The organism is Xylophilus sp., from assembly GCA_009914555.1.
Classification (GTDB): Bacteria; Pseudomonadota; Gammaproteobacteria; order Burkholderiales; family Burkholderiaceae_C; genus WNDY01.
This window is the reverse complement of record WNDY01000005.1, coordinates 121,665-139,579: the sequence shown is the minus strand read 5'-3', so window position 1 is coordinate 139,579 and position 17,915 is coordinate 121,665. Positions and strand designations below refer to the sequence as shown.

At 71.9% G+C, this 17,915-nt stretch carries 16 protein-coding genes; 5 read left to right on the top strand and 11 right to left on the bottom strand.

Annotated elements, in window-relative coordinates:
- From GAK38_RS05030 to cobT, 3 genes are all read right to left on the bottom strand, one after another.
- Positions 1-681: TonB-dependent receptor plug domain-containing protein (locus GAK38_RS05030; protein ID WP_325341953.1), on the bottom strand; the 681-nt coding region annotated here is incomplete at its 3' end.
- 186 nt (positions 682-867) lie between these two features.
- Entirely contained in the window at positions 868-1,227 is a 360-nt protein-coding gene (locus tag GAK38_RS05025; protein ID WP_325341951.1) for a DUF2946 family protein, read from the bottom strand.
- Positions 1,228-1,338: 111 nt separating this feature from the next.
- Complete coding sequence (gene cobT, locus GAK38_RS05020; protein ID WP_325341949.1) at positions 1,339-2,388, bottom strand: nicotinate-nucleotide--dimethylbenzimidazole phosphoribosyltransferase; 1,050 nt, start codon at positions 2,386-2,388, stop codon at positions 1,339-1,341.
- Between cobT and GAK38_RS05015 the strand changes: the two genes are divergently transcribed.
- On the top strand, positions 2,387-3,202 hold the full coding sequence (locus GAK38_RS05015) for a class I SAM-dependent methyltransferase (protein WP_325341947.1): 816 nt from the start codon (positions 2,387-2,389) through the stop codon (positions 3,200-3,202). The two genes, cobT and GAK38_RS05015, sit on opposite strands and share 2 nt — an antisense overlap.
- 216 nt (positions 3,203-3,418) lie before the next feature.
- On the opposite strand, the gene GAK38_RS05010 is transcribed toward GAK38_RS05015, so the two are convergent.
- From GAK38_RS05010 to GAK38_RS05000, 3 genes are all read right to left on the bottom strand, one after another.
- Positions 3,419-4,873, bottom strand: a complete 1,455-nt coding sequence (locus GAK38_RS05010) for a cobyric acid synthase (RefSeq protein ID WP_325341945.1) — start codon at positions 4,871-4,873, stop codon at positions 3,419-3,421.
- A gap of 3 nt (positions 4,874-4,876) precedes the next feature.
- The gene (locus GAK38_RS05005) at positions 4,877-5,353 is read right to left on the bottom strand and encodes an NYN domain-containing protein (protein WP_325341943.1); all 477 of its coding nucleotides are present in this window, start codon (positions 5,351-5,353) and stop codon (positions 4,877-4,879) included.
- Between the two features lie 193 nt (positions 5,354-5,546).
- Positions 5,547-6,353, bottom strand: a complete 807-nt coding sequence (locus GAK38_RS05000) for an SDR family NAD(P)-dependent oxidoreductase (RefSeq protein WP_325341941.1) — start codon at positions 6,351-6,353, stop codon at positions 5,547-5,549.
- Positions 6,354-6,702: 349 nt separating this feature from the next.
- On the opposite strand from GAK38_RS05000, the gene GAK38_RS04995 reads away from it, so the two are divergent.
- Positions 6,703-6,960 (top strand): hypothetical protein, encoded by a 258-nt coding sequence (locus GAK38_RS04995; protein WP_325341939.1) that lies wholly within the window; start codon positions 6,703-6,705, stop codon positions 6,958-6,960.
- Here the strand turns inward: GAK38_RS04995 and GAK38_RS04990 are convergent.
- From GAK38_RS04990 to GAK38_RS04975, 4 genes are all read right to left on the bottom strand, one after another.
- A complete protein-coding gene (locus tag GAK38_RS04990; RefSeq protein WP_325341937.1) occupies positions 6,957-8,423 on the bottom strand; it encodes an efflux transporter outer membrane subunit in 1,467 nt (488 codons plus the stop codon). The genes GAK38_RS04995 and GAK38_RS04990 overlap by 4 nt on opposite strands.
- 14 nt (positions 8,424-8,437) lie before the next feature.
- Positions 8,438-11,704, bottom strand: coding sequence for an efflux RND transporter permease subunit (locus tag GAK38_RS04985; RefSeq protein ID WP_325341935.1), 3,267 nt, complete (start codon positions 11,702-11,704; stop codon positions 8,438-8,440).
- 12 nt (positions 11,705-11,716) lie between these two features.
- Positions 11,717-12,964 (bottom strand): efflux RND transporter periplasmic adaptor subunit, encoded by a 1,248-nt coding sequence (locus GAK38_RS04980; protein ID WP_325341933.1) that lies wholly within the window; start codon positions 12,962-12,964, stop codon positions 11,717-11,719.
- Positions 12,965-13,144: 180 nt separating this feature from the next.
- Positions 13,145-14,005: an alpha/beta hydrolase gene (locus tag GAK38_RS04975; RefSeq protein WP_325341931.1), complete on the bottom strand. Its 861-nt coding sequence runs from the start codon at positions 14,003-14,005 to the stop codon at positions 13,145-13,147.
- 173 nt (positions 14,006-14,178) lie between these two features.
- On the opposite strand from GAK38_RS04975, the gene GAK38_RS04970 reads away from it, so the two are divergent.
- On the top strand, positions 14,179-15,096 hold the full coding sequence (locus tag GAK38_RS04970; RefSeq protein ID WP_325341929.1) for a LysR family transcriptional regulator: 918 nt from the start codon (positions 14,179-14,181) through the stop codon (positions 15,094-15,096).
- 12 nt (positions 15,097-15,108) lie between these two features.
- Here the strand turns inward: GAK38_RS04970 and GAK38_RS04965 are convergent, their stop codons facing one another.
- Entirely contained in the window at positions 15,109-15,804 is a 696-nt protein-coding gene (locus GAK38_RS04965) for a FadR/GntR family transcriptional regulator (protein ID WP_325341927.1), read from the bottom strand.
- A gap of 127 nt (positions 15,805-15,931) precedes the next feature.
- On the opposite strand from GAK38_RS04965, the gene GAK38_RS04960 reads away from it, so the two are divergent.
- On the top strand, positions 15,932-17,149 hold the full coding sequence (locus tag GAK38_RS04960; protein ID WP_325341925.1) for a mandelate racemase/muconate lactonizing enzyme family protein: 1,218 nt from the start codon (positions 15,932-15,934) through the stop codon (positions 17,147-17,149).
- 43 nt (positions 17,150-17,192) lie between these two features.
- Positions 17,193-17,912 carry a ribonuclease activity regulator RraA gene (locus GAK38_RS04955; RefSeq protein ID WP_325341923.1) on the top strand — a complete coding sequence of 240 codons (720 nt, stop codon included), beginning with the start codon at positions 17,193-17,195 and terminating at the stop codon, positions 17,910-17,912.
- Positions 17,913-17,915 lie beyond the last annotated feature (3 nt).

The window sequence follows — 17,915 nt, the reverse complement described above, 5'->3', positions numbered from 1 at the left end:
TGAGGGGCTGAGCCATGGGTCCATGGGCCAACCGGGGGGGCCTCCGGCGGCCTGGCAGGGGCCTGATAGATCAACAGCCAGAAACCAGTTCACCAACCGCCTCACACACAGAAATACTGACAGCCCCGCCGAGAGCAGCGCATCGACATGGTTGCCATCGAAGGTGGGCTTTCGCGTGACCTTGTTGATCACGCCTCCGAGCGCGCCTTCCCCGTGCAGCACCGATGCCGGCCCCTTGATGACCTCGATGCGCTCGAAATGCCAGGTGTTGGTGTCCCTCTGCACCACGGTCGAGGTGGAAATGCGCACGCCATCCTGCAGGATCGACACGGCGTTGCCCGAGAAGCCGCGCATCATGAGCGTCGCGGGATTGCCCGGCACGTTGCCGGACACCGCGCCCGGGATGTCGGCGAACACCTCTTTCGCAGTGCGCAGGCCACGCGCCTGCATCTCATCTTGCGAGACGGACTGGACAGTGGCCGTCGTCTCCCACGCAGACAGGCCGAGCCGGGTGCCGGCGCTGTTGGATTCGTCGAGCTGGAGCTGGTTTCGACCCGCGGAGACGGTGACGGGCTTGAGCGATCCACCAGACCCGGCGTCGTCCTGGGCCTGCGCCTGGGCGGAAAGCAGGGTCATCAGGACCGACACGGCAGTCACGGTGGGAGTGCGAACGAATTTCATGGTGGAGTGAAACGGGAAGCGGGCAACGCATCCCCTTGGGACCGGGCTGCCACTGCGGTTGTGCGACGGACCGCCGTACACCGCCGGACCGCGAAAGCGATACCGGCTCAGTCCGGCGACCCAACCAATCCATGTTCAGGCCGGTGCGCAGCCGCAGGCGCGATCACGCGGCTTTGGCGATCCGGCTCAGGAAAGCGCGGGAGGGCCGCGGGGCGGCAGCGGAGCACCGGCGATGCCCGCAATATGTGCCTGGACCACAGGCAGCAATGCATGCGCCAGCGGCTGCGGCATGTCGCCGCCCGCCTGCGCTGCGGGTAGCGGCAGCGAGAGGCCCAGGCACATGGGACAGTCGAGCGTGTGGTGGTGGCCGACGTTCACGGCCTTGCCGTCTTCGCTGACCACCACCTTCATGCCGCCGCCCATGCTGCAGACCAGTTCCACCGACTGCGGCTGGAGGACCGGCGAGGCAGCCGCGACGCCCAGCGTCAACACGAACCACGCCAGGACCAGGCGGGCGAGCAGTGACGAGGTGCGCAGGATGTGCATGACCCAAGCATTATGGGTGACACGCCCGGCCGGCGAAACCCTCGGCCGCACGCTTGAGGCAATTTGTCCAGCCACCACCGGCCTGCTGGCGATCCGGGCGGCATGGCGGTCTCATGGCGCGATCCTGTCGGCAACACCCGCGCTCTCGAAACTTGCCATCTCGTCCAGCACCGCGCCGGCCGACACCAGCAGCGGCCAGGCCAGCGCCGCGCCCGATCCTTCGCCCAGGCGCAGGCCCAGGTCCAGCAGCGGCTCGGCGCCGAGCTGCTCGAGCATCAGCCCGTGCCCGCGCTCGCCCGAACGGTGGGCGAACACGCAGCGCTGCAGCACATACGGGCGCAGCCGCGCGGCGACCAGCACTGCGGCGCTGGTGATAAAGCCGTCCACCACGATCACGCGGCGCTCCCCGGCGGCCTGGAGCACGGCGCCCACCAGCGTCGCCACCTCGAAGCCCCCAAAGGCCGCGAGCGCGTCGAGCGGTTCCACGGCACCGGCATGGCGGGCCAGCACCTCGCGCAGCACGGCCGTCTTGCGCCGCACGCCACCGGCGTCCAGCCCGGTGCCGCTGCCGGTGCAGTCCTCGACCGGCCGGCCCGACAGGCGCGCCAGCAGCAGCGAGGCGGCCGACGTGCTGCCGATGCCCATCTCGCCGAGCAGCAGTGCATTGCCGGGCAGCACGCGCACCACCTCGCGGCCGTTGGCGATGGCCCGGTCGCGCTGGGCCGGCGTCATCGCCGGACCCTGGCTGGCATCGGCCGTGCCGGGCGCGATGCGGCGGTCCACCAGCCCCGGGCGCGGCTGGAATTCGTGCCGCACGCCGCAGTCCACCACGGTCAGCGCCAGGCCGTGCTGGCGCGCGAGCACGCTGACGGCCGCGCCGCCGGCCAGGAAGTTCTCGACCATCTGCCAGGTCACGTCGCTCGGATAGGCCGAGACGCCGCGCGCCGCCAGGCCGTGGTCGGCCGCGCAGACCAGCATCTGCGGATGCGCCAGCCTCGGCGCCTCGCTGCCCAGGATGAGCCCGAGGCGCAGCGCCAGCGGCTCGATACGGCCCAGCGCGCCGAGCGGCTTGGTCTTGCGGTCGATGCGGCGCTGCAGGCGTTCGGCCAACGCGGCATCATGGATGTCTTCGACAGCGGGCAGCAAGGAGGTATCGGTCATGGTTCTGGATGGAGATGCAGGCGGGACGGCCGGCGCAGTGCACGGCGCGGCGCGGGATGGCTTCCGGAAGGAGGCGCAGTCGTACGCTCGCGGACGCCCCGAGTATCCCTCGGAGGCCGTCGGCTGGCTGCGCGATGCCCTGGGACTGGCGCCCGGCCGCACCGCGGTGGATGTGGGCGCGGGCACCGGCAAGTTCACCCGGCTGCTGGCCGCCACCGGCGCCCGGGTGGTCGCGGTGGAGCCGATCGCGCAGATGCGCGAACAGCTGGCGCAGCAGCTGCCGGGCGTGGAGGCCGTCGAGGGCACGGCGCAGGCGGTGCCGCTGGCCGACGGCGCCGCCGACGTGCTGGCGTGTGCCCAGGCCTTCCACTGGTTCGCCACCGGGGAGGCGCTGGCCGAGTTCCACCGCGTCCTGCGGCCCGGCGGCCGGCTGCTGCTGGTGTGGAACGTGCGCGACGAGTCGGTCGACTGGGTCGCCCGGCTCACCGGGATCATCACGCCGCACGAGGGCGACGCGCCGCGCTTCCACACCGGCGCCTGGCGCCGGGTCTTCGATGCGCCGGACGGCGCGGGGCGGCGGCTGTTCAGGCCGCTGGAGGTGACGCGCTGGCCGCATGCGCACGTCGGCACGCCGCAGCAGGTGATCGTGGACCGCGTCATGTCGGTGAGCTTCATCGCGGCCCTGCCGGCCGCGGAGAACGCCCGGGTGCGCGCGCAGATCGAGGAACTGGCGGCCACGCATCCGGCGCTGCGCGGCCGGCAGGAGGTGTCGTTCCCGTACAGCACGCTGGCCTTCACCGCAGTGCGGCGCTGAAATGAAACGACAACCCCGAGCGGCTTCGCCGCTCCCCCGCGCTTCGCGCTGCGGGAAGGGGGCGGCGCCAGCGCGGCGTGGGCGGCCCTTGCGCGGCGTCCGCTGGCCTCGGCCGCGTCGGTTCATGCGCTGTGGGCGGCGCGCAGCGCAATAGATAACCGAGATATACCCCCTCCTGCTATCTCCCGTAGTGCTAGACTCCTGCCGGCTGGCAGCCTATACTCTCGGCGGCAGCAGATTGCTTGCGCTGAACCACTGGTCGATGCCGTCGGCCAGCCGGTCGAACACCGATGCGAGCGTGGGCGCCGCGGCGCCGAACAGCGCGGCCAGCACCCGCGCGTCCTCGAACAGGCCGTGCAGGTACAGGCCCAGCACGTTGCCGGCGCCGTTCTGCCAGGCGAGGCCGCCTGGCATGGCCGGCAGCGCCAGCTCGCCGGCCGCGGCCAGCGCGGCGTGCTGCGCGGTCCGGCCGTGGTGGATCTCGTAGCCCGCCACGGCCACGCCGGCCAGGAGGGCCCAGGCGCCGGTCAGCGGACCGAAGGCCGCCTCGGTGCGGCGCACCGTCTTGCCGGGCGCGAACTCGGTCACCAGCGGCAGCAGTCCCAGGCCGGCGGCGTTGCCGTCGACGCCGTCGGTGTCGATCAGCGCCTCGCCCAGCATCTGCAGGCCGCCGCAGATGCCCAGCACCCGGCCGCCGCGCCGGGCATGGTCGGCGATGGCGACGTCGAGCCCGCGCGCGCGCAGCCAGGCCAGGTCGGCGGCCGTGGCCTTGGAGCCGGGCAGCACGATCCAGTCGGCGCCGTCCAGCGCGGCCGGGCTGCGGGCCCAGCGCAGTTGCACGCCGGGCAGATTCTTCAGCGGCTGGAATTCGTCGAGGTTGCTGATGCGCGGATAGGCGACCACGGCCACGCGCGTATGCACGGCCGCCCCCGCGGCGCCGGTGGCGCGGTCATCGAACACGCCGTCCTCTTCGGGCAGGCCGTGCTCGCGCAGCAGCGGGATGACGGCGGCCGTGGGCACGCCGGTGCGCGCCTGGAGCAGCTGCGGCGCGGGCGCCAGCAGCGCCGCGTCGCCGCGGAAACGGTTGAGCACGAAGCCGTGGATCAGCCTGCGCTCGTCGCCGGGCAGCAGCGCCCAGGTGCCGTAGAGGTGCGCGAACGCGCCGCCGCGGTCGATGTCCGCCACCAGCAGGCAGCGCGCGTTCGCATGCCGGGCCACGCGCATGTTGGCCACGTCGCTCGCATGCAGGTTGATCTCGGCCGGCGAGCCGGCGCCTTCGATGACGACCACATCGTTCTCGGCGCGCAGCGCGTCGAGCGACGCGGCGATGTGCGGCCACACATGGGCGCTGCGCTCGCGCCACGGAAGGCGCGAGAGGGCGTCGTTCACCTGCCCCAGCAGCACGACCTGGCTGCGCGTGTCGGTCTCGGGCTTGAGCAGCAGCGGGTTTATGCGCACCTCGGGCTCGGCCCGTGCGGCCAGCGCCTGGAAGTACTGCGCGCTGCCGATCTCGCCGCCGGCCACGACGCGCGCATTGTTGCTCATGTTCTGCGCCTTGAACGGCGCGACCTTGCAGCCGCGGCGTGCATACCAGCGGCACAGCGCGGTGGTGAGCCAGCTCTTGCCCGCGCCGCTGGTCGTGCCCAGCACCATGATGCAGAAGGCCGCCACGGATCAGGCCCCCAGGCCGGCGGCGGCCAGGGCCCGCAGCAGTTCCCGCCGCTGCGCCAGCGGCAGGAAATCGCTGTCGCCGCCGGCCACCACGACCGTGCCGATGTGCGCGTGGCGCTGCACGTCGTCCACCGCGTCGAGCGCGAGCCGGATGTCCGCGCCGTTCTTGGCCGCGCCGCCGGGGGGAAAGAGCTGCACGAGATCGATGCCGGCCTGCATCAGCGCATCGCGGTAGCGGCCGAAGAACTGCCAGTTGCAGTACGCCTTGTGGATGGCCAGCGGACCGAACACCGCCGCCAGGTCGGCGACGGCGGCCACGTCCACCAGTGGTTCCTGCACCTTGAAGCGGCCGTCGGGCTGGCCGTAGGCGCCCTCGCCGTGGCGGGCCTCGAACAGGCCGGCGTGGAGGTTCTCGAAGTCCCAGTACAGTGCGACGTGGGATGGGACGGGTGGATGGGCGGCGGCAGGGAAGACGGGCACGGGCGACTCGGACGGTGGGCGGAAAGCCCGCATTGTCCCCCTCCCGCAGGCCCCCCGCCGGCCCCGCGCTCCTCGCCTGCGGCCGGCAGCGCCCGCCGGTGCGCCGGTGCCTGCGCGCGGTGGCTTCAGCGGCGCCGCCGCTCTTGCGCGTACGGCAGCAGCTCGAACGGCACGCTGGCCGCCACCGCAGCGTTCAGCCCTGCGCCGGCTGGCCGTTGGAGGCCGAGACGCCGCCGTCCACCGGCAGCACCACGCCGGTGATGAAGCCCGCGTCGGCGCTGGCGAGGAAGGCGACGACGGCCGCGATCTCCTCGGGCTCGGCGCCGCGGCCCAGCGGGATGCGCTCGGCGAACTTCGCGAGCAGCTTCGGGTCGTTCTTGATGTCCTGCGTCATGCCGGTGAAGGTCAGGCTCGGCGCCACCGCGTTGACGCGCACGCCGTGCTTGCCGTAGTCGAGCGCGAGCGCGCGCGTGAAGTTGGCGACCGCGCCCTTCGACGCGTTGTAGAAGCTCAAGTCCCAGTCGCCGCCGAGGCCGGAGACCGACGAGGTATTGACGATCGAGCCCTTAGTCTTGAGCAGGTGCGGGATCGCCGCGCGCGCGCCGTGGAACACGCCGCTGACGTTGACCGCCAGGATGCGGGCCCAGTCGTCGAGGCTCGCCTCGTCCACCTTGCCCTGCACGACGACGCCGGCGTTGTTGTGGATCACGTCGAGCCGGCCGAACTTCTGCACTGCGGCCTCGACCAGCGCCTGCACCTGGTCGAACTTCGACACATCGGTGGCGCGGGCCAGCGTGCGCTCGGCCGGCAGGTCGGCCCGGGTGGCGGCGAGCTTGTCGTCGGTGATGTCGGCGATGACGACGTTGGCGCCTTCCTGCGAGAGGCGGCGCGCGGTGGCGGCGCCGATGCCGGAGCCTGCGCCGGTCACGATGACGACCTTGCCGCCGAAGCGATGGAGTTGTTCGAGCTTCGGCCGGGGTTGCGATTGCTGTTGAGCCATGGAAGGATCCTTTCTTTGCAGCGCAGCGGCGCACCGCCGCAGGAGGGCGCCGCAACGAAAAGCGCGCCCGGCGCGGGCGCGGACAGAGGGATGGTTGGAGAGCCATTTTTCGGCCGCAGCAATGCAACGCTGTTTCCAGCCGAAACACCGCATTGGAGCAGCGCGCCTGCGATAACGCTCGAGCGGCCTTCCGATCGGCAGGATGCCACGCGTCAACGATCGCCGCGACGACAAAGGAACACGACCGGCGTCTGCTCGACGGCCCGGGCCATCGCACCACGGACGCGGACTCGCTGGCACTGTTCGGCGCGGTCATCCTGCTGACCCTGCTCGTCATCTGGCGGGCGGCGTGCCGGACCTGTCGGAGATCGCATTCGACCCGCCGCGCGCATCCGTCGGCAGCCGGGCTGTGGATCTGGGCTGCTTCGTTTCCGCGCTGACGCTGATGGAGCTGGGGATCGGCGTCCTGTGCAGGGAGCGGCGCGACGGCCCCGCGGGAAGGCGGCTGCGCGCGTGGCTGGATACGCGGGTCGTGCCGCGCACTACGGCAGGTTTCCTGCACACCGGTGCCGCTTTGCCGGCTCCCTGGCACGCGCCTGCGCGCTAGCGTCCGGCCCGCGCCACGTTCTGCGGAGCCTCCCCGTCCCACCCTCCCCCGAGGGCCCGCACCAGCGCCACCGTCGCCTGGTACTGCGCCGAGCGCACCTGCAGCGCCTGCCGGCGGTTGCGCAGTTCGCTGCGGCGCGCGTCGAGCAGGTCGAGCTGGCTGACCATGCCGTTGCGGTAGCGCGTGTCGGAGAACTGCATCGCCCGCCGCGCCGCGTCGACCGCGCGGGCCTGGGCCTCGGCCTGGGCATCGAGCAGGCGCAGGGCACTCAGTTGGTCCTCCACCTCGCGCACGGCCGTGAGCACCTGGCCGCGCAGGCCGGCCACGGCTTCGTCGAGCCGGGCCCGTGCCTGGCGCTCGCCCGCCTCGCGGCGGCCGCCGTCGAACAGCGGCAGCGACAGCAGCGCACCGATGCCCCAGGAGCGGGCCGACCACTTCAGCAGGTCGCCGAGTTCGGGCGAGGCGTAGCCGCCGTTGGCCGTGAGCGTGATGGAGGGGAACCACGCGGCCTGGGCCACGCCGAGCCGCGCCTGCGCGGCCAGCACACCGGACTGGGCCGCCGCCACGTCGGGGCGGCGCGCGAGCACGGTGGCGGGCACACCGGCCGGCACGACCGGCAGCGCAGCCTGCCAGTCCTGCGCGGTGTCGTCGGCCGCAACGCTGAAGCTGGCCGGCGCTTCGCCGACCAGCACGGCCAGGGCATGTTCCAGCTCGGCGCGGCGACGGTCGAGCGCCAAGCCATCGGCTTGAGTCGAGGCGACTTCGCTCTGCACGCGGGCCACGTCGAGCTCGGCCAGGTCGCCGGCGCGCCAGCGGCGCTCGGTCAGCGCCAGCGTGTCGCCATAGGCGGCCACGGTTTCGCGGACCAGGGCGCGCTCTGCGTCGGTGGCGCGCAGCAGCAGATAGGTCTGCGCGGTTTCGGCCTGCACCAGCAGACGGGTGCTTTGCAGCAGCGCCTCGCTGGCGGCGGCGTCCTGTGACGCAGCGTCGGCCGCGCGGCGGATGCGGCCGAACAGGTCGGGCTCGTAGGACAGGTTGAGGCCCGCGCCGATCACCGTGACTGGAACAGTACTCTCCGTAGTATCCCACCCTGCCGTCCGGTTTGCACCCGTCCCCAGGCTGATCTGGGGAGAGTATAAGGACCGCGCGTTCTGCACCAGCGCGCGGGCCTGGGCCACGCGGGCCGCGGCCTCCGCGATGCCGGTGTTGCCGGCGGTGGCCCGGGCGACCAGCGCGTCGAGCTGCGGATCGGCGAAGGCGCGCCACCATTCGCCGCGCGACTGGGCCTCGGCCGGCGCGGCGCGGGTCCAGCGGCCTTCGCCGGCCGGGGCCTGGGCCTCCTTGAACCGGGCCGGCGCGGCGACGCGGGCCGCGTCGGCATCGCCGGTGGCGGTGGCGCAGCCGGCCAGCCAGAGGGCCGCGGCCAGGGGAATGAGGCGCAGGAGCGAAGTTGTCTTTTTCATGGCGAGGCTCCGGGTCATTCGTGCCGGCCGACGCGCGCGGCGGGCGACGGCAGCGCGCCGTGGCCGCCGCCGTGCGGCGCGGGGTGGTCGGCCGAGACGAAAGCCTCGGCGTCGTGCACCGCCACGCCGTGCTGGCGCAGCGGGCGGTTGCCGGCCAGGCGGCGCAGCACCACATAGAACACCGGCGTGAGGAACAGGCCGAAGGCCGTCACGCCGATCATCCCGGCGAACACCGCGACGCCCATCGCTCTGCGCATCTCGGCGCCGGCGCCGGTGGAGAGCACCAGCGGCAGCACGCCCATGACGAACGCGAGCGAGGTCATCAGGATCGGGCGCAGCCGCAGCCGGCTGGCCTCGACGGCGGCGGCCAGCGGCGTGCGGCCGGCGAATTCGAGTTCACGCGCGAACTCCACGATCAGGATGGCGTTCTTGGCGGAGAGCCCCACGAGCACGATGAGCCCGATCTGGGTGAACACGTTGTTGTCGCCGCGCGAGAGCCACACGCCGGCCATTGCGGCCAGCAGGCCCATCGGTACGATCAGGATGATCGCCAGCGGCAGCGTCAGGCTCTCGTACTGCGCGGCCAGCACCAGGAAGACGAGCAGGATCGCGATCGGGAACACCAGCACGGCGGAGTTGCCGGCCAGGATCTCCTGGTAGGTCAGCTCGGTCCATTCGAAGCCGATGCCCGGCGGCAGCGTCTCGGCGGCGATGCGCGCGACGGCCTTCTGCGCCTGGCCCGACGACCAGCCGGGCGCCGGGCCGCCGTTGATGTCGGCCGAGAGGAAGCCGTTGTAGCGCATGGCGCGCTCGGGGCCGAAGCTCGGGTCCACCTTCAACAGCGCCGCGAGCGGCACCATTTCGCCCGAAGTGCTGCGTACCTTCAACAGGCCGATGTCCTCGGCGCGCGCGCGGTACGGCGCGTCGGCCTGCACGCGCACGCTGTAGGTGCGGCCGAACTGGTTGAAGTCGTTCGCGTACAGGCTGCCGAGGTAGATCTGGAGCGTGTCGAAGATGTCGGTCACCGGCACGCCGAGCTGGCGGGCCTTGGTGCGGTCGATGTCGGCATAGAGCTGCGGCACGTTGACCTGCCAGCTCGTGAACAGGCCGGCCAGTTCGGGCGCCTGGGATGCCTTGGCCATGAAGGCTTTGACCGCGCCGTCCATCGCGGTGTAGCCGAGCGAGGCGCGATCCTCGATCTGGAGCTTGAAGCCGCCGGTCGTCCCCAGGCCCTCCACCGGCGGCGGCGGGAACATGGCGATGAACGCGTCCTGGATGCCGGCGAAGGCTGCGTTGAGCTGGCCGGCCACGGCCACGCCGGTCTGGTCCTTGCCGCGCCGCTCCTCGAAGGGCTTCAGCATGGCGAAGACGATGCCGGCGTTGGAGCTGTTGGTGAAGCCGTTGATCGACAGGCCCGGGAAGGCCAGCGTGCCCTGCACATTCGGGTTCTGCTTCATGACCTCGCCCATGCGGCGGATCACGTTCTCGGTGCGGTCGAGCGTGGCGCCGTCGGGCAGCTGGGCGAAACCGACGAGGTACTGCTTGTCCTGCAACGGCACGAAGCCGCCCGGCACCGCCTTGAACAGGCCGCAGGTCGCCGCGGCCAGCGCGGCATAGACCAGCAGCGCCAGCGCCTTGCGCGAGATCACGCCCTTGACGCCGCGGCTGTGGCCTTCGGCGCTGCGGTGGAAGAAGCGGTTGAACGCGGCGAAGAAGCGGCCGAAGACCCGCTCCATGCCGCGCGTGAGCGCGTCCTTCGGTGCATCGTGGCCGCGCAGCAGCAGCGCCGCGAGCGCCGGCGACAGCGTGAGCGAGTTGACGGCCGAGATCACCGTCGAGATCGCGATGGTCACGGCGAACTGGCGGTAGAACTGCCCCGTCAGCCCCGAGATGAAAGCCAGCGGCACGAACACCGCGACCAGCACCAGCGCGATCGCGATGATCGGGCCCGACACCTCGCGCATCGCGCGGTAGGTGGCCTCGCGCGGGGCGAGGCCCGCCTCAATATTGCGCTCCACGTTCTCGACCACGACGATCGCGTCGTCCACCACGATGCCGATGGCCAGCACCAGGCCGAACAGCGTGAGCGCGTTGATCGAGAAACCCAGCAGGTGCAGCACGGCGAAGGTGCCCACGACCGACACCGGCACCGCCAGCAGCGGGATGATCGACGCGCGCCAGGTCTGCAGGAACAGGATCACCACCAGCACCACCAACGCCACGGCTTCGAGCAGCGTGTGCACCACCGAGTCGATCGAGGCGCGCACGAACTGCGTCGGGTCGTAGGCGATGCGGTATTCCACGCCTTCGGGCATGTTCTTTTTGAGCTCTTCCATCGTGCGGCGCACGTTGTCGGAGATCTGCAGCGAGTTGGAGCCCGGCGACTGAAACACGCCGATGCCCACGGCCGAGTCGTTGTCGAGCAGCGAGCGCAGCGAATAGTCGGCCGCGCCCAGTTCGATGCGGGCCACGTCGCGCAGGCGCACGACCTGGGTGTCGCCACTGCCGCTGCCGCCCTTGACGCTGATGTCGCCGAAGTCTTCCACGGTCGACAGGCGGCCCTGCGCGTTGACCGACAGCTGCAGGTCCACGCCCTCGGCGCCCGGCGACTGGCCGACCACGCCGGCCGCGGCCTGGATGTTCTGCGCGCGGATCGCGGCCACCACGTCGCTGGCCGAGAGGCCGCGCTGCGCGACCTTCTGCGGGTCGAGCCAGACGCGCATGGCGTAGTCGCCGCCGCCCCAGATCTGCACCTGGCCCACGCCCTCGATGCGCGCGAGGCGGTCCTTCACGTTGAGCACGCCGTAGTTGCGCAGATAGTCCATGCCGTCGCGCCCATTGGGCGAGACGAGGTGGACCACCATCGTGATGTTGGGCGAGCTCTTGACGGTGGTGAGCCCCAGGCGGCGCACCTCCTCGGGCAGCCGCGGCTCGGCCTGCGCGACGCGGTTCTGCACCAGCTGCTGGGCCTTGTCGGGGTCGGTGCCGAGGCGGAAGGTGACGGTCAGCGTCATCATGCCGTCGGTCGTGGCCTGGCTGCCCATGTAGAGCATGTTCTCGACGCCGTTGATCTGCTCTTCGAGCGGCGTGGCGACGGTCTCGGCGATCACCTTGGGATTGGCGCCGGGATAGCTGGCCCGCACCACGATCGAGGGCGGCGCGACTTCGGGGTATTCGGAGATCGGCAGCCCGCGCAGCGCGATCAGGCCGGCCAACAGGATCAGCACCGAGAGCACGCCGGCAAAGATCGGCCGGTCGATGAAGAATCGGGAGAGGTTCATGGCCGCACCTGCTTACCGTGATGCCAGCTGGGTCGCGGCGCCCGGGGCGCGCGCTTCCATCGGCACCAGCTGCGGCGCCACCACCGCTCCCGGGCGCACGTGCTGCAAGCCGTTGACGACGACGCGCTCGCCGTCCTTCAGGCCCGAGGTCACCACGCGCAGCCCGTGGGCCGGCACGCCGAGCGTCACCGTGCGGTATTCGGCCTTGTTGCCCTCGCCGACGACGATGACGAACTTCTTGTCCTGGTCGGTGCCGACGGCGCGCTCGCTCACCAGCAGCACGCGGCTGCTGCGGGGCTGGCCCATGCGGATGCGGACGAACTGGCCCGGGATCAGGCGGCCGTCGGCGTTGTCGAAGGCGGCGCGCACACGCACCGTGCCGCTCCGCGCATCGACCTGGTTGTCCACCAGTTGCAGCCGGCCGGCCACCGGCGTGCCGCTTTCTCCCGCCGTGCCCATCTGCACCGGGATGCTGCCGAGCGAGCCCGCGCGCCCCGCCGCGCCGCCGGGCAGGCCGGCCAGCGCGCGGGCGACGGTCTGCTCGTCGGCGTCGAAGCTCGCGTAGATCGGGCTCACCGACACCAGCGTGGTCAGCACCGGCGCACCCGCGCCGGCGGACACGAGGTTGCCCACGGTCACCTCGACGCGGCCGATGCGGCCGGCCACCGGCGCACGCACCTGCGTGTAGCCCAGGTTCAGGCGCGCGGCCTGCAGCGCGGCGCGCGCCGCGCGAAGGCTGGCCTCGGCTTCGAGGCCGGCGTTGGCGCGCTCGTCGTATTCGCGCTGGGCGATGGCGCGCTCGTCCCACAGCCGGCGCGCGCGCTCCTGCTCGCTGCGGCTGAAGGCGGCACGGGCCTCGGCCGAGGCCACCTGGGCCGCGGCGCGCTCGACCTCGGCCGCATACGGCGCCGGGTCGATGGTGAACAGCAGGTCGCCCTGCCTCACCAGCGCGCCTTCGCGGAAGTGCACCGACTGCACCGCGCCGGCGACGCGCGAGCGCACGTCCACGCGCTGCACGGCTTCGAGCCGGCCCGAGAACTCGTCCCACGCGGTGACGTCGGAGGCGGCCACCGCCGCCACCGACACCGGAGCGGGCGGCGGCGCGGCGGGCGCCGCGTCGGCATGCGCTGGCGGGTCGTGCAGCACCAGCAGCGCGGCCGCGCCGGCGACGGCCAGGGCAGCGATGCCGGCGGCCAGCGCGGCGGGCGAGCGCCGCGCGGCCGGGCCGGCGCGGTGCGGATCGTTGGAGTGGTCGGTCATGGCATATCCCTCGTCAGACGAAACAGAAAAAGAAAGGCGAAGCGGCGCCCCTGGCGGGCTCCGGTGCAGAGCGCCATCGGGAGGCGGAAGAAACGGAATGCGGCCGGCAGCGCGCAGCGCGGCCCGGCACCTGTCTCATCGGCAGGTGCGCGCAGTCCGTCGGTCAGGAAGAGATGTGTCTTACGACGGGTTGTCGCCCGGCAACCGGGGCGGCGTGGCCGCCGGTCCGGTGGCGCCGAAGAAGCGGCGCAGGCGCAGCTCCACCTCGTCGGCGCAGGGACATCGCTGCGGCGCGTCGGACGGCTCGGTCAGCGCCTCGGGCCAGCCGGTGTAGGGGCCGAGCAGTCCTGAATCGACGGCGATGCCGGCGCCGCGCAGCCGCTCGGCATAGGCCAGCGCCTCGTCGCGCAGCAGGTCGTCCTGGCCCGCGAGAATCAGCGCGGGCGGCAGGCCCGCGAGCCGGCTCGACGCGCCGGGCACGGCGTAGGGATGGTGCGTATCCATCGGGCAGCGCAGGTACTTCTTCCAGCCCTCGGCCCACTTGCATTCGGTTTGCGCGCCCTGCGCCTCGCGCAGCGACGGCGTGCCGGCACAGGGGTCGAGCATCGGCGAGACGAGGATCTGCCCGGCCAGCGGCGGATGCGCCCGGTCGCGGGCCACAAGCGCCACGGCGGCGGCCAGGTTGCCGCCCGCTTCCTCGCCCGCGAGATAGAGCCTCGACGCCCGGCCGGCCAGCCGGGTGCGCTGGCGGTGCAGCCACTGGAGCGCGCCGTAGCCGGCCTCGACGGCCTGCGGGAACGGGTGCTCCGGCGCAAGCGGATAGTCGAGCGAGACGACCACCGCGCCGGCCGCGCCCAGCAGCTGGGCCACGACGGCGCCGTCGTCGAGGCTGCCGCAGGTGAAGGTGCCGCCGTGGAAGTGCAGCACCAGCGGCCCGCCTGCCGCCACCCGTCGGCCGTAGAGCCGCGCGGCAATCTGCGCACCGCCCTGCCCTTCCAGGGCGATGGCGATGTCGATGGACGGGGATGAAGGGGCGGACATGGCGGAAGGATCGGTCGGCGTGAGACGGATCTTAGTGCGCGCCGCTGTATCGAAAAGCCCGCCGGCCATGCAAACACCGTTTCCACAGCACCAACAATGGCTGCCAAGCCGCGTGTGAGAATTCGTCGCACCCCGCCGGCACAGGCAGGGAACGAAGAGAAAAAGGCCGAACCATGGACCCGTTGCACGCGATGCGCGTGTTCACCCGCGTCGTCGAGACCGGCAGCTTCACGCGCGCGGCGGACTCGCTGAACCTGCCCAAGGGCACGGTCACCAAGCAGATCCAGGCCCTGGAGGCGCGGCTGCGCACGCGCCTGCTGCACCGCACAACGCGCCGCGTCACGGTCACGCCCGACGGCGCCGTCTACTACGAGCGCAGCGCGCGCCTGCTGGCCGACTTCGACGACATCGAGGCCGGCATGACCAATGCGCAGGCCACGCCGAGCGGGCGGCTGCGCGTCGACGTGGGTTCCTCCATCGCACGGCTGCTGATCATCCCGGCGCTCGACGGCTTCTTCGCACGCTATCCCGACATCGCGCTCGACCTCGGCGTGGGCGACCGGCCGGTGGACCTGATCGGCGACAACGTCGATTGCGTGATCCGCGCCGGCGAGATCACCGACCAGTCGCTGGTCGCGCGCCGCATCGGCAACCTGCCCTTCGTCAACATCGCGGCGCCTGCGTACCTGCGGCGCCACGGCGCGCCGGCCCATCCTCGCGACCTCGAGACCGGCGCGCACCATGTGGTCGGCTATTTCTCGGCGGTGTCGCGGCGCACCTGTCCGCTGGAATTCGAGCGCGGCGGCGAGCGCATCGACCTCGGCGGCCCGTTTCGCATCGCCGTCAACGAGAGCAATGCCCACACCGCCGCGGTGCTGGGCGGCCAGGGCGTGTCCCAGATGGCGGCCTTCATCGCCGCGCCGTACCGGGCGAGCGGCGAGCTCGTCGAGATACTGGCCGGCTGGACCTCGCCGCCGCTGCCGATGCACGTGGTCTACCCGCCCAACCGGCACCTGAGCGCCAAGGTGCGGGTGTTCGTGGACTGGGCGGCCGAGCTGTTCGCACAGACGCCGCTGCTGCAGAACCGCTGATCCCGCAGCGCCTCAGCGCGCAGCGGCGCCGCCCTTGCCGAACAGCCGGTCGATGCCGCCGCGCAGGTGGGCGACCATGGCGCAGCGCGCCTCGTCCGCATCGCCGGCCACGATGGCCTGCTCGATGCGCAGGTGCTCCGCGCGCACGTCGCGCTGGCGGCGCACCGAGGGCTGGGGCGACAGCTCGCGGATCAGCCGCGTGGCCACGATGCGGTGCTGGCGCAGGGCCGACATGGTCATCAGGTAGAACTCGTTGCCGCTGGCGCGCGCCACGGCCTCGTGGAAGGCAATGTCCTCGGTGATGTGCTCCCCGCCGCGGGCGATGGCCACCTCCAGCAGCCGGCGCCGGGTGCTGATCTCCTCGACCAATTCCTTGTCCTGGCAGCGCGCGGCCCAGGCGGCGCACTCGCCCTCGATCACGCAGCGGAACTCCAGGAACCGGCGCACCTCGGCCACGCTCTGCAGCGGCGCGAAGGCCGCGCTGCGCAGCTCCGCACTGCCGACGAAGTTGCCGGCGCCCCGCCGGGACGTGACCCAGCCCTCGGAGCGCAACCGCGCCAGCGCCTGCCGCACCACCGGGCGGGATACCTCGAACCGCGCGGACATATCGTTTTCCCCAGGCAGCCGGGCGCCCTCCACCAGCCCGCCGTGCTCGATCAGTTCACGTATCTGGTCGTAGACGCGGTCGCTGAGGGGGGAAATGGGCATGGTCGCTTCCGTCGCTGGGTGGACGGCCGATTCTATAGATGTAATACAACCTGACGGAGCTTTTGACATGTGACGGAGGGGATTCCAACAATCGCCGCCATACCGCAACCAACCCGCAGACCCTTCCATGCCGAAGATCACCACCCTCCGGACCATCCGGATCGCCGAGCGTCCCAAGCTGATCTGGGTCGAGATCGAAACGGACGACGGCCTCGTCGGGCTCGGCGAGTCCTTCCGCGGCGCGCAGGCCGTGGAGGCCGTCATCCACGAGCAGGCCGCGCCGCTGCTGCTCGGCCAGGATGCGCGCCGCATCGAGGCCCATTCACGCCAGCTGCTGAGCCCCTACGTCGGCTTCCAGGGAGCGAGCGCGGAAGTGCGCGCCGCCAGCGCCGTGGACTTCGCGCTCTGGGACCTCGCCGGCCAGCGCCACGGCATCCCGGTGCACGAGGCCCTGGGCGGCGCGAGCCGGCTGGCGATCCCGGCCTACAACACCTGCGCGGGCTACGACTACAACTCCGGCGGCGTGGCCGGCGCCGCGCGCCGCGTGATCGGCGCCGGCGACGAGTTCCAGGGTCCCTACGACGACCAGATCGCCTTCAACCGCGACGCCGGCGCGCTGGCGCGCAGCCTGGTAGAGGAAGGCTACGGCGCCATGAAGATCTGGCCGTTCGACGTCTTCGCCACGGCATCGGGCGGCCACCGCATCTCGCTGGCCGATCTGAAGAAGGGGCTGGAACCGTTCCGCAGGATCCGCGAGGCCGTGGGCGACCGCATCGAGATCATGGCCGAGCTGCACAGCCTCTGGGGCACGCATGCGGCCGAGCGCATCTGCCGCGCGCTGGAGGACTACGGCGTCTTCTGGGTCGAGGACCCGATCAACAAGATGGACGACGTGGGCGCGCTGGCCGACCTGCGCTCGCGCGTCAACGTGCCGATCTGCGGCAGCGAGACGCTGGCCGGCACCACCCAGTTCCGCCAGCTGCTGGCCGCCGAGGCGGTGGACGTGATCATGCTCGACCTGGCCTGGTGCGGCGGCCTGACCGAGGGCCGCAAGATTGCGGCGCTGGCCGAATCGCACCGCCGCCCGCTGGCGCCGCACGACTGCACCGGCCCGGTCACGCTGTGGGCCGGCCTGCACCTGGCGCTGCACGCATCCACCGCGATCTTCCAGGAAGTCGTACGGGCCACGCTGTCCACCTGGTACCGCGACCTGGTGACCGATCTGCCCACCATTGTCGATGGCGTGGTGCAGGCACCCACCGCCGCCGGCATCGGCACCGCGCTGCGGCCCGGGATCCGCAGCCGCGCCGATGCCGTGGTACGCGAATCCGCCCTGCCGGCCTGAGCCCGGCCGCCGCCTTCCTCCTCTTCTTCCGGACCGAATCGACATGAGCGTACTCACCCCCGCACTGCGCGAGCAGTTGCAATCCATCAGCACCGCCACCCTCGCCACCGCGCTCTACAAGCGCGGCCTGCGCCAGCAGTTCATCCAGCGCGCCGCCCCGCTGCGGCGCCTGGAGCGCAGCATGGTGGGCGAGGCTTTCACGCTGCGCTACATCCCGGCGCGCGAGGATCTGAACCCGATCGAGGTCTTCCGCGATCCCAACCACGCCCAGCGCAAGGCGGTGGAGACCTGTCCCGCCGGCGCCGTGCTGGTGATCGACAGCCGCGGCGACGCACGCGCAGCCTCGGCCGGCGCGATCCTGGCCACCCGCCTGCAGGAGCGCGGCGTGGCGGGCATCGTGACCGACGGCGGCTTCCGCGACGCCGACGAGATCAGCCAGCTGCGCATGCCCGCGTTCCACCAGCGCCCGTCGGCGCCGACCAACCTCACGCTGCATCAGGCCATCGACATCAACGTGCCCATCGGCTGCGGCGACGCGCCGGTGTTTCCGGGCGACGTGGTCGTGGGCGACAACGACGGCGCCATCGTCATCCCGGCCCACCTGGTCGCGGAGATCACGGCCGAGGCCGTGGAGATGACCGCCTTCGAGGACTTCGTGATCGAGTCGGTGCGCGAGGGCAAGACCATCATCGGCCTCTACCCGGCAACGGCCGAGCAGACCAAGGTGGACTTCGCCGCCTGGCGCAAGGTCAAGGGACGCTGAGGT

Excerpts from the sequence above, each read along its gene's own strand:
- GAK38_RS04985 (WP_325341935.1), bottom strand. The coding sequence starts at position 11,704 with ATGAACCTCTCCCGATTCTTCATCGACCGGCCGATCTTTGCCGGCGTG.
- GAK38_RS05000 (WP_325341941.1), bottom strand. The coding sequence starts at position 6,353 with ATGGCTCAACAGCAATCGCAACCCCGGCCGAAGCTCGAACAACTCCAT.
- GAK38_RS04975 (WP_325341931.1), bottom strand. The coding sequence starts at position 14,005 with ATGTCCGCCCCTTCATCCCCGTCCATCGACATCGCCATCGCCCTGGAA.
- GAK38_RS04980 (WP_325341933.1), bottom strand. The coding sequence starts at position 12,964 with ATGACCGACCACTCCAACGATCCGCACCGCGCCGGCCCGGCCGCGCGG.
- GAK38_RS04990 (WP_325341937.1), bottom strand. The coding sequence starts at position 8,423 with ATGAAAAAGACAACTTCGCTCCTGCGCCTCATTCCCCTGGCCGCGGCC.
- GAK38_RS04960 (WP_325341925.1), top strand. The coding sequence starts at position 15,932 with ATGCCGAAGATCACCACCCTCCGGACCATCCGGATCGCCGAGCGTCCC.
- cobT (WP_325341949.1), bottom strand. The coding sequence starts at position 2,388 with ATGACCGATACCTCCTTGCTGCCCGCTGTCGAAGACATCCATGATGCC.
- GAK38_RS05015 (WP_325341947.1), top strand. The coding sequence starts at position 2,387 with ATGGTTCTGGATGGAGATGCAGGCGGGACGGCCGGCGCAGTGCACGGC.
- GAK38_RS04955 (WP_325341923.1), top strand. The coding sequence starts at position 17,193 with ATGAGCGTACTCACCCCCGCACTGCGCGAGCAGTTGCAATCCATCAGC.
- GAK38_RS04965 (WP_325341927.1), bottom strand. The coding sequence starts at position 15,804 with ATGCCCATTTCCCCCCTCAGCGACCGCGTCTACGACCAGATACGTGAA.
- GAK38_RS05025 (WP_325341951.1), bottom strand. The coding sequence starts at position 1,227 with ATGCACATCCTGCGCACCTCGTCACTGCTCGCCCGCCTGGTCCTGGCG.
- GAK38_RS04970 (WP_325341929.1), top strand. The coding sequence starts at position 14,179 with ATGGACCCGTTGCACGCGATGCGCGTGTTCACCCGCGTCGTCGAGACC.